A 14,735-nucleotide genomic window follows, 5' to 3' on the forward strand; every position below is an offset into this window, starting at 1 on the left:
AATGATCGAAGTGAAATTCATCCAATCGAACGGTGAGCAATGCGTCGTGCTGACCGAGCCCGTGGGCAGCCTCATGCAATTGGCGCTGGCCAACAATGTCGGGAGCATCCTTGGAGACTGTGGTGGAACATGCGGCTGCGGGACGTGCCAGGTCCACGTCGACGAGCACTGGATGGCAAGGCTCCCATCGGTCGCCGACGATGAAGCCGACATGCTGTCATTGTCGGAAAACCTCACGCCGCAAAGCCGACTTGCCTGCCAGATCAAGTTGAAGCCCGAGCTGGACGGGCTGACCGTGCGCGTTCCCGAAGTGCAGGGATAACCAGGAACGACCGTCGAGCTTTTGGCTCAGAAGGGATGGCAGAACCGTGAGTGCTATAGTGATAGTGGGTGGCGGCCAGGCTGCCGTTGCTGCGGCTTCCAGGTTGAGGGCGCTCAAGGTCGAGCGGCCGATCACGATCATTGCCGACGAAGCCGTGCTGCCTTACCAAAGACCGCCGCTTTCGAAGAGCTACCTGCTGGGCGGTGCTTCTCTCACCGATATCTTGCTCAGGCCCGCGAGTTGGTACGCCGGCCTCGGCATCGAAATCTTGACCGGGACACGGGTCGATCATATCGATCGCAACCGGCAACGTGTCACCTGCGACACCGGCGAAGAGCGTGCCTACGAAACGCTCGTTCTGGCAACGGGCGGATCTCCACGGACCTGGCCGGCGACCCTCGGGGGAAACCTGGACGGTGTCTATGTGGCGCGGAACAAGGCGGATGCCGATCGGCTTATGCCTGAAATGATAACTGGAAAGACCATGCTGGTCGTCGGTGGCGGCTATGTCGGCCTTGAAGCTGCCGCCGTCGGCGCTGAACTCGGCCTGAACGTGACGGTGATCGAGGCGGAGGCCCGGATTCTCAATCGTGTTGCATCATCGGCGACATCAGACTTTTTAAAAGAACTTCACGTGCGCCATGGGGTCTCCATCAAGGAGAGAACTGGCCTTGTTCGCTTCGTCGGCAACAACGGCCGCGTCGCCGAAGCCGAAATGAGCGACGGCTCCATCCTGCCCATCAATTTCGCAATCGTTGGAATTGGGATCACCCCGAACATCGGCCTGGCAGAAGGATGCGGGCTCGCCGTGATGAACGGTATCCTGGTTGACGCCTTCGGCAGAACCTCGGATCCAAACGTCTACGCCGTCGGAGATTGCGCCGCCTTTCCGTACGGTCAAGGCACGGTCCGATTGGAGTGCGTACAGAACGCGATTGACCTCGCCGAAGCTGCTTCAGCATCGATTGCGGGTTCCCCGAAACCCTATGCACCAGTGCCCTGGTTCTGGTCCGATCAATATGATGCGAAGCTGCAGATCGCCGGACTGAACACGGGTTACACCGACGTCCTGTCGCGCGTTGGAAAGACTGCCGACGCGCGTTCGCTCTGGTACTTCGACAAGGAACGGTTTCTCGCCGTCGACGCCATCAACGATGGCAAATCGTTTGTGATGGGGAAGAAGCTTCTCGCACGCGGCATTTCTCCTTCCAGGGACATCCTTGCAGATCCAGACGTCGATGTGGTTGGCTATGTCCAATCCCTGTTGCGCTGATTTTCAGCGCTGACATATCCGGGAGCCGGCCGAAACGATGTGATCGCGTCGGCTGGTAACGGCGCCGCCTGCCTACCGCATCCCCTCGAGCGATTGCTTCGTCAGCAGATCCGGGTGCGGCGTCATCAGGTTCAAGAGAGGAAGAGCGGATGCGCCCAAAAGCGCGCTCGTGCTGCCCAGCCTGCTAATCTCGACCCTTTGATGAGCCTCGTCCGTGCAAATCGACGGCAGGATTTCCTGCACGCCGGCGAGAAGCAACTCCAGCAACCAGCCGGGCGCCGTTCCGCCCAGAATGATCCGATCGGGGTCGAATGCGTTTTCCAACGTCACTATGGCGCGCGTGAGGGGAGGGACCGCCCTTGCAAGCCAGGCTTTGATCTCGCCGTCGTCGGAACCCAGGCGATCGATCCGATCGCCGAATTCGGCCAGCGACAAATAGGTGTGCAGGCAGCCCCTGTTGCCGCAGTGGCATTGAGGGCCGTTCGGGTCCACGAGGATGTGACCGAATTCGCCGGCGTTCCCGCGATAGCCGCGCTGCAGCTTGCTGTCGCGCACGATCGCGCCACCGACGCCGGCGCCAATGAAGATGTAAAGGAAGTCGCTTCGTTCCTTGGCCGTACCCGAGAGATTTTCCGCCATCGCGGCTGCATTCGCGTCATTCTCGATCCACGTGTCCGGACCGAAGAAGTGCTGGATCGTGCCGACTTGCTCGAGATAATCCGAATGCGGCTCGCGGTGCCGTGGCATGGCAAGCGGGGCCGAGACCGCGATCCCGACGCCAAGCCGCGCCCTGTCTTGCATGCTTTGCGAACAGGCCGCTTCTATTCGTTCCAGGGACCGGCGTATTTCCGCCGCGTCCGACGCGAGCTTGAAGGCGCCGCCCTCGAACACGACGTCTCCGACCAGATTGGTGCCCAGGTACCGGCATTCGGACCCGGTCAGGTGAAAGCCGAGCGAATAGCCGCGGTCGGGATTGATGGCGACCTCGATCTGCGGCTGACCCCGAAGCCCCTTGCGCCTGCCGATCTGTTTGACGAAGCCTTCGGCCAACAGGTCTTCCACAATGTTCCTTACGGCTTGTGGCGTCAGGCCGCTCAACCTTGCAAGCTCGACCCGCGATAGACTTTCCGTCCGCCGAAGCGCGTCGAGGATTACAGCCCGGTTGTAGGTCCTTGTAAGGGCTGCGGAATTTCCAAACTTTACCACATCTGCCTCAATATTCGTTGGTTGCACACCTAGCAAAACCGCCGCAAATCGGCAACCGCGCCGGATCCCGGCGACCGCGCACCCGACACTGCCTGAGGCTCACGGCCAGGCCGCGTAGTTCGTGTTGACGTCGCTCCTCTTCAAGGCGGCGCCGGCGCGATGGGCGCGGGGCGACACGCCCGCGATGCGCTTGAAGAACCGGCTGAAATAGGCGGCGTCCTTGAAGCCGAGCGCTTCTGCCACTTCCGAAACCTGCAGGCCGGAATTGTCGAGCAGGATCGAGGCTTCCGTCATCAGCCGCTCGTGAATGAGTTCCATCGGGGTTCGGCCGGTCGCTCGCCGGGTCGCGGTGTTCAGCCGGTCGGCGGTCACGCCGAGCGCCTCGGCATAGGCGCCGATCGACCAGTGGTCGCGAATGTGCAGTTCCACGAGATGGACGAAGCTGCGCACGATCGCCCGCGGCGACGGTTGCGGCCGGTCGTGACCGGGGTTTGCCAGCCGCCAGATGGAGATCAGCACCAGCGCCAGTTGATGGCGGATGACTTCCTGTGCGCCGGGCTCGTTGGCGCTGAGTTCCTGTTCTATGGCTTGCAACGCCTGGGACAACTGGCGGGCAGCCGCGACCGGGATACGGGCGCCAAGGATCGGGCGCGCGATCGCTTCGCGCACCTGGGCAAAGACGGCGCCCGTCGGCATCGCCGAACCGAGCACGAGATCGGGAATAGCCAGCGACGCCCCCTCGGCGCCCGCATCGAACAGGACGGATCCTGTCTCGCCTGCCGGCGCCCACACGATTGCCGGGCCGGATAGCGGAACGTCATGCCGACCGAGGCGGATATGGCCGCCGCCCGAAAGCACGACGAAGATCCGGTTACGGGTCCCGCGGAACGTCCATTCCGACTGCGACAGGGCCGCCTTGAACACCCGTGCCTCGGTGGGGCCGGCGGGGCGTGCGTTTGCGGTTGGCTGGTTCGTTGCAGAGGTGCTGGAAGCTGGCGTCACATCGTGATCCCGGTTTCCGTGAAAAGTACAAGTATCTCTTGTAAAAGTCTATTCCGTAGCGACAGTGCCGGTATTAGCCTGAGAGGGTCGAATACAGCTTCTGGATGCCGGAGGAGAACGGGCACCAGGCGAGCATGACGACGGGGCTCGCACCACGCGGGCAAATGGGAGGAGAATCATGAAAACCTTTCGACGCAGGCAAGTCCTGCGAACGACGGCGCTCGCCGTGATCATGCTCGCCAGCGGCGTCGCCAGCACGGCGATGGCTGAGGACCGCAAGTCCGTGAAGATCGGTTATGCGATCTCGAAGACCGGGCCGAACGCGGGCGGTGCCGGCATTACCACGCTGCCGAACTACCAGCTTTGGGTAAAGGACGTGAACGACGCCGGCGGCCTCGAACTGCCTGACGGTTCGAAACTGCCGATCGAAGTCATCGAGTATGACGACCGCTCCTCGTCCGAAGAGGTCGTGCGAGCGGTCGAGCGCCTGGCGACCCAGGACGAGGTCGATTTCATGCTCGTGCCCTGGGGCACGGGCTTCAACCTGGCCGTCGCACCGCTGTTTGACCGCTACGGCTATCCGCAGCTTGCCGTTTCCGCCGTCACCGACAAGGCGCCGCAATTCGTGCAGCGCTGGAAGAAGAGCTTCTGGATGCTGGGCGGCGGCCACGACTATGCGCGGGCGCTCGCCGCGATCCTTGCCGAAACCAGCAAGGCCGGCACGATCAACACCAAGGTGGCGATGGTCTCGGTTGCCGACGGCTTCGGCATCGATCTGGTCACGGCCGCCCGTCCGGCCTTCGAGGAAACCGGCATCGAGGTCGTCTACGACAAGACCTATCCTGTCGGCACCTCCGACTTCTCGCCGATGATCAATGAGGCGAAGGCAAGCGGCGCCGATACCTTCGTTGCCTTCTCCTATCCGCCGGACACTTTCGCGCTGACGCAGCAGGCACAGGTGGCAAGCTTCAATCCCAAGGTGCTCTATCTCGGGGTTGGCACCGGCTTTCCGGTCTACGGCAAGAACAACGGCGACAACGCCACAGGCATCATGAGCCTGGGTGGCATCGACCCGAACAACGCGGCCAATGCCGACTATCGCAAGCGCCACGAAGCCGTCACCGGCGTCGCGCCTGATTACTGGGGCAGCGTCATCACCTATGCCAGCCTGCAGATGCTGCAGGAGGCGATCAAGCGCAAGGGTCTCGACCGGGTGGCGGTGTCTGCCGAACTTTCGAGCGGCACGTTCGAAACCGTCATCGGCGAAACCCGGTTCGAGGACAACCAGTTGCGCAAGCTCTGGTGGACGGGACAATGGCAGAACGGCCAGTTCGTCGGCGTGGCGCCAGGCGACCGGGAGGGCGCGAGCAAACCCCTCCTGCCGCGCCAGGCCTGGAAGTAGCCCTGAGACCGCGTCGGCCGGAAAACTGCCCAGGGTAGAGCCGAGCAGGAAGGCCGCCGCGGCGCGCCGTGCCGGCGTCCTGGTCAGCCAAGCGAGACAAGCCCCATCCCCATCGCGGGGAGGGGCGATCCCAAGGGGGCAGGCGCGCGATCGCGACGGTCCCAAGAATGCAATAGAGGAGGAGGCCGATGTTCGCCACGGCCCTTTTGTCCGGGCTCGTGCTCGGCGGAACCTATGCGCTTGTCGCGATGGGGCTGACGCTCCAATACGGCATCGCGCGGATCATGAATCTCGCCTATGGCGAAATCATCATCGCTGCGGCCTTCCTGGCCTATAGCCTGTTCAATTTCTGGGGGCTTAATCCGGTGCTCGGCCTGTTGGTCGCTGCACCTGCCGGCTTTGCCCTCGGCTATCTGATCTATGTGGTGATGATGCGGCCGCTGGTGGCGAGGGCGAAAGACAAGGCGAGCCTCGAGATCGATTCCATCCTGGCGACCTTCGGCCTGCTCTTCGTCATCCAGGGCGTGCTGCTCGTCGCCTTCGGCGCCAACTTCACCAGCTACAGCTATCTCAATATCGCCGTCGATGTGTTCGGAACCACGATCGCCGCCAACCGGCTGCTCGCCTTCGTGCTGGCCACCGTCTTTGCAGGTGCTCTCTATCTGGTCCTCACGCGCACGCTCTGGGGAACGGCGCTGCGCGCCGTCTCGGTCGCACCTGGCTCGGCGCCGCTCGTTGGCATCGATGTCGACCGTGCGGCCCGCCTGGCCTTTGCGCTCGGCGGCGCACTTGCCGCGGTCGGCGGCGTGGTAATTTCCATGTACCAGACGTTTACCGCCACCTCCGGCGTCGTCTTCACCATGAAGGCGCTGATCGTCGTCATCATGGGCGGTGTCGGCAATGTTCCCGGTGCACTGTCGGCCGGCCTCATCCTCGGCGTCGTCGAGACCTTCGTCGCCACCTATCTCGATCCTGGCCTGACGCTGGCCTCGACCTATGCCATGTTCCTCGTGGTGCTGCTGTGGCGTCCCGCCGGCCTATTCGGGAGGGCTGCGCGATGAGCCGTATTCCACGTTTGCCAGCCCTGTTTTTCGCCTTGGTGATCGGCGCTCTGGCCTTCGTTCCCTACCTCGTCGGTCCTTACGGCGTAACGCTGATGATCGGCATGCTCGGCTACGTGACGCTTGCGTCCGCCTGGGCGATGTTCTCCGGCCCGACGCGCTATGTGTCGCTTGCAACCGTCGCTTTCTTCGGCATCGGCGCCTACACGGTCGCCGTCTTCAGCGAGAGCCTCAGCTATCCGCTGCTGCTTCTCGTTGCCGCCGCGATCGGCCTTGTCGTTGCGATCGTCGTCGGTCTGTCGACGTTGCGACTTGCCGGGGTCTATTTCGTCATCTTCACCTTCGGTCTTGCCGAACTGGTCCGCCAGCTGGTCACCTGGTACGAGGTCAACATGACGGGAACGCTCGGCCGCTATATCTTCCTGCCGGTGACGCCTGAGGGCATCTACTGGCAGTTGCTGGCGCTTGCCACCGTCACCTTCCTCTTGTCCTTTGCGATCGGTCGCAGCCGCTTCGGGCTGGCGCTGAAGGTCATCGGCGACGACGAAGTCGTGGCGCGCCATTGCGGCATCGATATCGCCCGGCTGAAGCTTGCGCTCTTTGCCTTGAGTTCGGTGATCATCACGCTGGTCGGAGCGATCCAGGCGCCGCGATGGACCTATGTCGAACCCTCCATCGCGTTCAACCCGACGGTGTCGTTCCTGACGCTGATCATGGCCCTGCTCGGTGGCGCCAACCGGCTCTATGGCCCGATCTTCGGGGCGGTGCCGCTCTTCCTGTTGTTCGAGTGGCTCTCGGCCAATTTCCCGAACCACTATTCGATCATCCTCGGCCTTCTCTTTATCGCCATCGTCTTCGTTCTGCCGCGCGGTGTGCTCGCCTTTGCCGAAGAACATTGGAGCCGCTGGCGCCGACCGGCCATCAAGCCGGCTGCAGGAGGGGCGCAATGAGCGAGATCCTGACCATTTCCGGCCTGACGAAGCGTTTTGGCGGGCTGACTGCGGTCAACGCCGCGTCGTTCTCCCTGACCAAAGGCGAAATCGTCGGGCTGCTTGGCCCGAATGGCTCCGGCAAGACCACCGTGCTCAACATGATTTCGGGGCACCTCGCGCCGTCAGGCGGAACGATAACGCTCAACGGCAACACCATTTCCGGTCTGGCGCCCAACCGGATCGCCTTGAAGGGGGTTGCCCGGACTTTCCAGCTGGTTCGTGGACTGCCGTCGCTGACCGTCGCCGAGAACGTCATCGCCGCGCTCGCCTTCGGCCGGCGGAAGCTTTGGGGGGATGAGGCCCGCAGCGAGGCGCTTGCCCGGCTTGCCGAGGTCGGCCTTGCGCAAAGGGCCGACCAGAGCGCGCAGGAATTGACCTACATCGACCAGAAGCGCATGGAGCTTGCCCGCGCGCTGGCGGCCGAGCCCGAACTGTTGCTACTCGACGAATGGCTCGCAGGCCTCAACCCGACGGAGCTTCGCACTGGCATCGACCTGATCCAGGGACTTGCCGATCGCGGCATCACCATTCTGCTCGTCGAGCACGTGATGGATGCCATCCGGGCCCTTTGCGGCCGTTGCGTCGTCATGAATGCCGGGCGAAAGATCGCCGATGGGCCGACGGCCGAGACGCTGACCGATCCCGAGGTCGTCAAAGCCTATCTTGGAGATGACCATGCTTGAAGTCAGCAATCTCTGCCTGCACTACGGACGCCATGTTGCGCTTCGCGACCTGTCGCTCCAGGTCGGCCGACGCGAAACGGTCGTCATCCTCGGCGCCAACGGCGCCGGCAAATCGTCCTTGCTCAAGGCAATTGCCGGCCTGGTCCGGGCGGACGACGGTACGCGCATCACCTTTGACGGCCGCAATATTACCGGTACCCCAGCGCATGATGTAGTCGAAGCCGGCATCGCGCTGGTACCGGAGGGGCGCGGCGTTTTTGGCGATCTGACGGTCGAGGAGAACCTCGCCCTTGGTGCCTATGCAAGGCGGGCAAGAGACGGCGCGCGCGACCGTCAGGCCTTTGTCTACGAGCTGTTCCCGAAACTGCGCGACCGAAGGCGCCAATACGTCAACACCATGTCTGGCGGCGAGCAACAGATGGTGGCAATCGGCCGCGCGCTGATGTCGAAGCCGGACCTTCTGATGCTGGACGAACCGAGCCTGGGGCTCGCACCGGTCGTCGTCGGCGAACTCTTCGCCAGTCTCGGACGGATCCGGGAGGTGGGGCTTGCGCTGCTGATCGTCGAGCAGAACGTCAAGATGAGCCTATCGATCGCCGATCGCGGCTACCTCGCCGAAGCCGGGCGCATCACCGGCGAAGGCACCGCACAGGCGCTGATGAACGATGCCGCTGTCCAGCGCGCGTTCCTCGGCGCCGCCGTCTGAAATTTCGATAAGGAGAAACCCATGAACATGCTGGGATTGAAGATCAACAACGCCGAGATCGAGGCTGCGGACGGGCGCTTCTTCGAGCGACTGAACCCCATCTCGGGCGAGGTGGCCTCGAAGGTGGCGGCCGCCAGCATCGACGATGCGCGGCTCGCGGTGAACGCCGCGGCGAAGGCTTTCCCGGCCTGGGCGGCAACCGGTCCCCGAGAGCGCCGCAAGCTGCTGCTTGCCGCCGCAGACCGCCTGCAAGCAAAGGCAGAGGAATTCGTCGCTGCGATGGCCGCCGAAACCGGCGCAACGGCGGGTTGGGCGATGTTCAATGTCGGCCTTGCCGCAGACATGCTGCGCGAAGCCGCTTCGATGACGACCCAGATTTCCGGCGAGATCATCCCCTCCAACCGGCCGGGCAGCCTTGCCATGGCGGTCCGCCAGCCGGCCGGCGTGGTGCTCTCGATCGCGCCGTGGAATGCGCCGGTCATTCTCGGCGTGCGCTCCATCGCCATGCCGCTTGCCTGCGGCAACACCGTCGTGATGAAGACATCGGAAATCTGCCCCAGAACCCACCGTTTGATTGTTGACGCGCTGCACGAGGCGGGCCTGCCCGATGGCGTGCTCAATGCCGTGTCGAACGCACCGGAAGACGCCGGCGCGATCGTCGAGGCGCTGATCGCCCATCCGGCCGTGCGGCGCGTCAACTTCACCGGGTCGACGCGCGTCGGACGGATCATCGCCGAAACGGCGGGGCGCCACCTGAAGCCGGCGCTGCTCGAACTCGGGGGCAAGGCGCCCTTTGTCGTGCTCGATGACGCCGACCTCGACCAGGCGGTCGCTGCGGCGGCCTTCGGCGCCTACATGAACCAGGGGCAGATCTGCATGTCGACCGAACGTATCGTCGTCGACGATGCGATTGCCGATCGCTTCGTCGAGGCGCTGGCCGCCAAGGTCAAGACGCTCACGGCAGGCGATCCGCGCAAGGGCGAAACGCCGCTCGGATCTGTCGTCGATGCCCATGCGGCGCAGCGCATCGACGCGCTGGTTCGCGACGCCGTCTCCAAGGGCGCCGTCCTTGCCGCAGGCGGCGGCATCAACGGCACGATCGTCGATGCCATCCTGCTCGACCGTGTCGTTCCGTCCATGCGTATCTATGGCGAGGAAAGCTTCGGGCCGGTGGTTTCTGTGGTGCGTGTCGGGTCGGTCGACGAAGCCGTCCGGGTCGCCAACGACACCGAATACGGCCTGTCCTCGGCCGTCTTCGGTCGCGACGTCAACCGGGCGATGGCCGTCGCGCGTCGCATCGAGTCCGGCATCTGCCACATCAACGGACCGACGGTCCATGACGAGGCGCAGATGCCGTTCGGCGGCGTCAAGGAAAGCGGCTACGGCCGCTTCGGCGGCAAGGCCGGCATCGCCGAGTTCACCGAGCTGCGATGGGTCACGATCCAGGACGGTCCGATCCACTACCCGATCTAAGTGCACGTCGACCGCCGGCTCCGCGTCCCTTGAGGGTGGACGCGGCTTCCCGGAAGGACGGCAACAGATGCGTTCGAAAGGAGATCCGCCACGTGCCAGCACTTGAACGCAAGACCTGCATCGTGACCGGCGGGGCCGGCAGCCTTGGCCTTGCCTGTGCCAGGCTGTTTCTGGCCGAAGGCGCCAACGTCACCCTTGTCGATCTCTCCATGGCATCACTGGAGACTGCGGCGAAAGGCTCGCCGCGCGATCGGGTCCTGCTCATCGCGGCTGACGTTTCCGACAGGGCCGAGACGCAGCGTTATGTCGGCGAAACCGTCGCGCGCTTCGGGCCGATCGACGTGCTGGTCTCCAATGCCGGAAATTTCGGCACTGTGGCGCCGATCGCCGATTATCCCGACGATGTGTTCGACGCGGTCCAGGCCGTACATGTGAAGGGCGCGTTCCTCGCTGCAAAACATGCGGTTCCGGCCATGCGCGACGGCGGCAGCATCGTCATCACCTCGTCGGTGGCAGCCACCCGGGGCGATGCCGGCGTCTACGCATACATCACCGCCAAACATGCGCAGGTCGGCCTGATGCGCTGCCTGGCGAAGGAACTGGCGCCGCGGCGCATCCGGGTCAACACCATTCACCCCGGCCCGATCGACAACGGTTTCCAGCTTGCGGTCGAACAGGGCCTGGGAGCTGCGATCGGCGAAGACGGAACCGAATTCTTCAACCGGATGATCCCGCTCGGGCGGCATGGAACGCCAGACGAGATTGCCCGTTCGGTGCTTTACCTCGCCTCGGATCAGTCGAGCTTCGTCACCGGAACGATGCTGATGGTCGATGGCGGCATGAGCTGCTGACAACGCAAGGGAGCGCACTTTGGCCAGTGAGAACGGCGAACACGATACAAGAACGATGACGGCAGGCGGCGCCTTGCTCGCACGCCTGAAAGCGGTCGGCGTCGACTACATCTTCGCCAATTCCGGAACGGACTTCCCGCCGATCATCGAGGGGTTGGCTGAGGCTGAAGCCAAGGGTGTGGCCTTGCCCGAGGCGATTGTCATGCCGCACGAAAGCGCGGCAATGGGCATGGCGCATGGCTACTATCTGGCGACCGGACGGGCGCAGGCGGTCATGGCCCACACCAATGTCGGGCTTGCCAATTGCGCGATCGGCGCGATCAACGCGGCCACCGAGCACATCCCGGTCCTGTTGTTTTCCGGCAAGACGCCGGTCACCGAGCGCGGACAGCTCGGCTCGCGCACGGTGCCGATCGGCTGGGGCCAGGAGATGCGCGACCAGGCGGCGCTGGTGCGCGAGGCGGTCAAGTGGGACGACGAGTTGCGCTTTGCCGAACACGTGCCTCAAATGGTCGATCGGGCCTATGCGATTGCCACCTCGACGCCGCGCGGCCCCGTCTATATGAGCCTGCCGCGCGAGGTGCTCTGCCGCCCCTGTCCGAGCGACGGGCTTGCCGAGCCGCTGTCGATGAAGCCGGCCGTGCATGCGCCGTCGGCAGAGGCAATCGCCGCGGCCGCCCAACTGCTCGCCGGGGCTCAAAACCCGCTCATTGTCGCCCAACGCGGGGCGGGCTCCGAAGCCGGTTTTCAGGCCCTGTCATCTCTTGCGTTCGATCGCGGCATTCCTGTCTGCCAGTACTGGGCCGTGCAGCTTGCGATTGCCACCGATCATCCGATGGCGGCCGCCGCCGATCCGAAAGCGCTGGTGGAAGATGCCGACGTCATCCTCGTCATCGATGCACTGGCGCCATGGTCGCCGGATATCCATCGGCTCAAGCCCGGCTGCAAGGTGATCCAGCTCGGGCAGGATCCGCTGTTCCAGCGGTTCCCCGTTCGCTACTTCCGTTCCGACGTGACGATCGCCTGCGACATCGATGCGGGGCTCTTGGCCCTGCAGGATGCCTTGCGGCAATTTCCAGTGTCAGCCGAGGTCGAGGCGCGCCGCGGGCGCGTGGCCGCAACCAATCGCGCCGCCCGCAACGCGACGGAGGCGAGGGCGGTCGCCGGCATGGCCGATCCCATGACGAAGGAATGGGTGAGCCTGAAACTGTCGGAGGCGATTGCCGGCCGCGAGGCGACCGTGCTTTCCGAGCTTGGCTGCCCCCTTGCGCCGATGAGGCTCGATCACCCGCGCGCCTGGTATCAGGAGCCGCATTCCGGCGGTCTCGGCTGGGCGTTTCCGGCCGCGCTCGGCATGCAGCTGGCCGACCGCGACAGGCTGATCGTCGCGACGATGGGCGACGGCTCTTACATCTTTTCCAATCCGGCCGCCTGCCACCAGATCGCCGAGGCGCTGGTTCTGCCGATCCTCATCGTCATCCTCAACAATGCGGAGTGGGGTGCCGTGCGCCAGTCGGTGCTCGGCGTCTATCCCGAAGGCTATGCCGCCAAAGCAAACCGGATGCCGCTCACCTCGCTGTCGCCGGTTCCCGACTTCGCCAAGGTCGCCGAAGCCAGCAATGCCCATGCCGAAACCGTCAGCCGCGGGGAGGAACTGGCAGCAGCGCTGAAGCGCGCCATCAGCCACATCGATACCAAACGGGGCGCTGCGTTGCTGAACGTGCACGTGCGCGCCTGAGCACTGGACCAAACCCGGAGGACATCATGCCTGAGCTTGCGACAACGGAATTCTGGAAGGACCTGAAGCCGATCACCAAGGTGTTCCAGCCGGATGCCTTGCCCGAGGTCTACCTGGAAAATGCGGCGACGGAGGACGAGCGCTTCTATGTGCCCTTTACTGAAACCGTATCGTCACGGCCGCTCTGGATCTCGCCGACGCAGAACAAGTGGTGCGATATCCTGATGGCGAAGAAGGCGGGGCTGGTAAACCGCCACTACCATCCCCACGAAGTCTTCGCCTACACGATCTCGGGCAAGTGGGGCTACCTGGAACACGACTGGACGGCAACGGCCGGCGATTTCGTCTATGAGACGCCGGGAGAGGGCCATACCCTGGTTGCCTATGAACACGAACAGCCGATGAAGGTGTTCTTCCAGGTCAAGGGGCCGCTGATCTGGCTCGACGAGAAGGGCGAGCCGGACGGCTTCTTCGACGTGCATAATTACATCGCGCTTTGTCGCGACCACTACGAGAAAGTCGGCCTTGGTCGCGACTACGTCGACCGCCTGTTCCGATAGACGATGGCTTCACCCGCGGCGGCAGGCGCGCATCGTATTTGCGATCCGAAACCTGGCTGTGATCCGACCTGCTTCCTGTGAGGCTTCTGCTGAATGCGATGTCCGATCGGTGCAACCGCCCATTCGGCGCGTTGCCGCCGATCGGAACAGGCTCGCTACATGGCGTGTCCGACCGCGATGCCGAACGAGGCAGCAGCCATCCAGACGGCCATGGCAATCATCATCAGGTTTTCCGTGAGCGAGATGAAGCCGAGAGGAACGTTGCTGGATCCGCCGACGCAGGCGCACTTCAGTTCCCGCTTGTCGATGTAGACCGCCTTGAAGACCGATGCGGCTCCCACCGTGCCGATGAAGAGCGCGACCGGGACCGACAGCCAGTTCAACGCTCCCGCTATCATCAGGACCCCGGCGAGGCCTTCGGCATAGGGATAGATGTAGCTGTAGGGAACCCAGCGCTTCGCCAGCAAGTCGTAGTTCAGAAACATCGTCGCAAAACCTTCGACGTTCTGGAGCTTCAGGAGTGCAAGCACGACCATCGAGAAGGCGATGAACCATTCGCCGGCGCGCAGCGTGAATGGGCTGCCGTCGACCGCGTAGCTGGCGGCCATCGCCATCAAGGCGGTCAAGGCGAACAGAACGACGACAGGGCGGTAGCTCGTGGCCTTGGGGTCCGCGACCGGCTTTCCGAGAAACCTTCTCAGGTCGTCGTACCCTCCGACCCTGTTTTCATCGATAAACACCTGGGGTGTCGTCGCCACGCCGTGCTGTGCCTTGAAGGCGTCGGTCTCCTCGCGGCTTGTCAAATGGCGGTCGTCGACATCGTAGCCCGACCGCTTGAGCAGGTCTTTCGCCTTCAAGCCATAGGGGCAGGTATGCTCACCCATGACCATTCGATAGAGAACGGCCTTCTTGCGCGCCTGTCCTTGGTTCGTCCTGTCCAACATCTCACGTCTCCTTTTACTCTTGTGAAACTGTTGGCACGACCATACGTTCCGTACCATGGTACGGAGTCAAGAGCCATGGAACTGACGATCGGAAAATTTGCAGCAGCCGGCGGCGTCGGCGTAGAGACGATCCGCTACTATCAGCGGCGAGGGTTGCTGGACACGCCACGAAGACTTGAGGGCATCCGCCATTACGGTGACGGAGACGTCCGCCGCTTGCAGTTCATCCGGCAGGCCCAAACGGCCGGCTTCACGCTCGAGGAGATCAAGGAGCTTCTCGATCTCGATTCTGGAGAAGACAGGGAGAGAGCGCGAAACCTTGCGAAAAACCGCATTGGTGCGCTGGATGCCAAGATCGCGGAGCTTCAACAGGCGCGGAAAGCCTTGCAGCGACTGGTCGGGGAATGTGCCACCGACAAGTCGGGTCCTTGCCCGATCCTTGCGTCCTTCGATCTGTAGCGTCGAGCCGGGCGACGGTGCCGCCCTGCTTGCCGCCGTTGCGCTCATGCTGGCAGTCGGGAC

General features: G+C 63.6%; 15 protein-coding genes. 12 read left to right on the forward strand and 3 right to left on the reverse strand.

The annotated features are described in order from the left end of the window. Window position 1 precedes the first annotated feature (1 nt). Window positions 2-322 carry a 2Fe-2S iron-sulfur cluster-binding protein gene (locus ACIQUG_RS23180; RefSeq protein WP_402324359.1) on the forward strand — a complete coding sequence of 107 codons (321 nt, stop codon included), beginning with the start codon at window positions 2-4 and terminating at the stop codon, window positions 320-322. Window positions 323-368: 46 nt separating this feature from the next. Next, window positions 369-1,595, forward strand: coding sequence for an NAD(P)/FAD-dependent oxidoreductase (locus tag ACIQUG_RS23185; RefSeq protein WP_402324360.1), 1,227 nt, complete (start codon window positions 369-371; stop codon window positions 1,593-1,595). Between the two features lie 72 nt (window positions 1,596-1,667). Here ACIQUG_RS23185 and ACIQUG_RS23190 read toward each other — a convergent pair whose 3' ends face one another. Together ACIQUG_RS23190 and ACIQUG_RS23195 are read right to left on the reverse strand one after the other, a co-directional pair. Beyond that, complete coding sequence (locus ACIQUG_RS23190) at window positions 1,668-2,828, reverse strand: ROK family protein (protein WP_402324361.1); 1,161 nt, start codon at window positions 2,826-2,828, stop codon at window positions 1,668-1,670. Window positions 2,829-2,900: 72 nt separating this feature from the next. After that, entirely contained in the window at window positions 2,901-3,803 is a 903-nt protein-coding gene (locus ACIQUG_RS23195; protein ID WP_402324363.1) for a helix-turn-helix domain-containing protein, read from the reverse strand. 178 nt (window positions 3,804-3,981) lie between these two features. Here ACIQUG_RS23195 and ACIQUG_RS23200 point away from each other — a divergent pair, with 178 nt between their 5' ends. The 9 genes from ACIQUG_RS23200 (at window position 3,982) to ACIQUG_RS23240 (ending at window position 13,269) form a co-directional block, all read left to right on the forward strand. Continuing rightward, a complete protein-coding gene (locus ACIQUG_RS23200) occupies window positions 3,982-5,205 on the forward strand; it encodes an amino acid ABC transporter substrate-binding protein (protein ID WP_402324364.1) in 1,224 nt (407 codons plus the stop codon). A 188-nt stretch (window positions 5,206-5,393) separates the two neighbouring features. Beyond that, window positions 5,394-6,266, forward strand: a complete 873-nt coding sequence (locus ACIQUG_RS23205) for a branched-chain amino acid ABC transporter permease (RefSeq protein ID WP_402324365.1) — start codon at window positions 5,394-5,396, stop codon at window positions 6,264-6,266. Then, on the forward strand, window positions 6,263-7,216 hold the full coding sequence (locus ACIQUG_RS23210; protein ID WP_402324366.1) for a branched-chain amino acid ABC transporter permease: 954 nt from the start codon (window positions 6,263-6,265) through the stop codon (window positions 7,214-7,216). The genes ACIQUG_RS23205 and ACIQUG_RS23210 overlap by 4 nt, the downstream gene beginning before the upstream one ends. Further along, entirely contained in the window at window positions 7,213-7,941 is a 729-nt protein-coding gene (locus ACIQUG_RS23215) for an ABC transporter ATP-binding protein (RefSeq protein ID WP_402324367.1), read from the forward strand. The genes ACIQUG_RS23210 and ACIQUG_RS23215 overlap by 4 nt, the downstream gene beginning before the upstream one ends. Next, a complete protein-coding gene (locus tag ACIQUG_RS23220; RefSeq protein WP_402324368.1) occupies window positions 7,934-8,647 on the forward strand; it encodes an ABC transporter ATP-binding protein in 714 nt (237 codons plus the stop codon). The genes ACIQUG_RS23215 and ACIQUG_RS23220 overlap by 8 nt, the downstream gene beginning before the upstream one ends. A gap of 21 nt (window positions 8,648-8,668) precedes the next feature. Then, window positions 8,669-10,120, forward strand: coding sequence for an aldehyde dehydrogenase (locus ACIQUG_RS23225; RefSeq protein WP_402324369.1), 1,452 nt, complete (start codon window positions 8,669-8,671; stop codon window positions 10,118-10,120). Window positions 10,121-10,212: 92 nt separating this feature from the next. Then, on the forward strand, window positions 10,213-10,971 hold the full coding sequence (locus tag ACIQUG_RS23230; protein ID WP_402324370.1) for an SDR family NAD(P)-dependent oxidoreductase: 759 nt from the start codon (window positions 10,213-10,215) through the stop codon (window positions 10,969-10,971). Between the two features lie 55 nt (window positions 10,972-11,026). Then, a complete protein-coding gene (locus ACIQUG_RS23235; protein ID WP_402324643.1) occupies window positions 11,027-12,709 on the forward strand; it encodes a thiamine pyrophosphate-requiring protein in 1,683 nt (560 codons plus the stop codon). Between the two features lie 26 nt (window positions 12,710-12,735). Next, window positions 12,736-13,269, forward strand: a complete 534-nt coding sequence (locus ACIQUG_RS23240; protein ID WP_205239922.1) for a 2,4'-dihydroxyacetophenone dioxygenase family protein — start codon at window positions 12,736-12,738, stop codon at window positions 13,267-13,269. Window positions 13,270-13,424: 155 nt separating this feature from the next. On the opposite strand, the gene ACIQUG_RS23245 is transcribed toward ACIQUG_RS23240, so the two are convergent. Next, window positions 13,425-14,213 (reverse strand): MauE/DoxX family redox-associated membrane protein, encoded by a 789-nt coding sequence (locus tag ACIQUG_RS23245; protein WP_402324371.1) that lies wholly within the window; start codon window positions 14,211-14,213, stop codon window positions 13,425-13,427. 75 nt (window positions 14,214-14,288) lie between these two features. Between ACIQUG_RS23245 and ACIQUG_RS23250 the strand changes: the two genes are divergently transcribed. Further along, a complete protein-coding gene (locus tag ACIQUG_RS23250) occupies window positions 14,289-14,672 on the forward strand; it encodes a MerR family transcriptional regulator (protein WP_043621807.1) in 384 nt (127 codons plus the stop codon). Window positions 14,673-14,735 lie beyond the last annotated feature (63 nt).

This window comes from Ensifer sp. NPDC090286 (assembly GCF_044769565.1).
In the GTDB taxonomy this organism is placed as follows: Bacteria; Pseudomonadota; Alphaproteobacteria; order Rhizobiales; family Rhizobiaceae; genus Ensifer.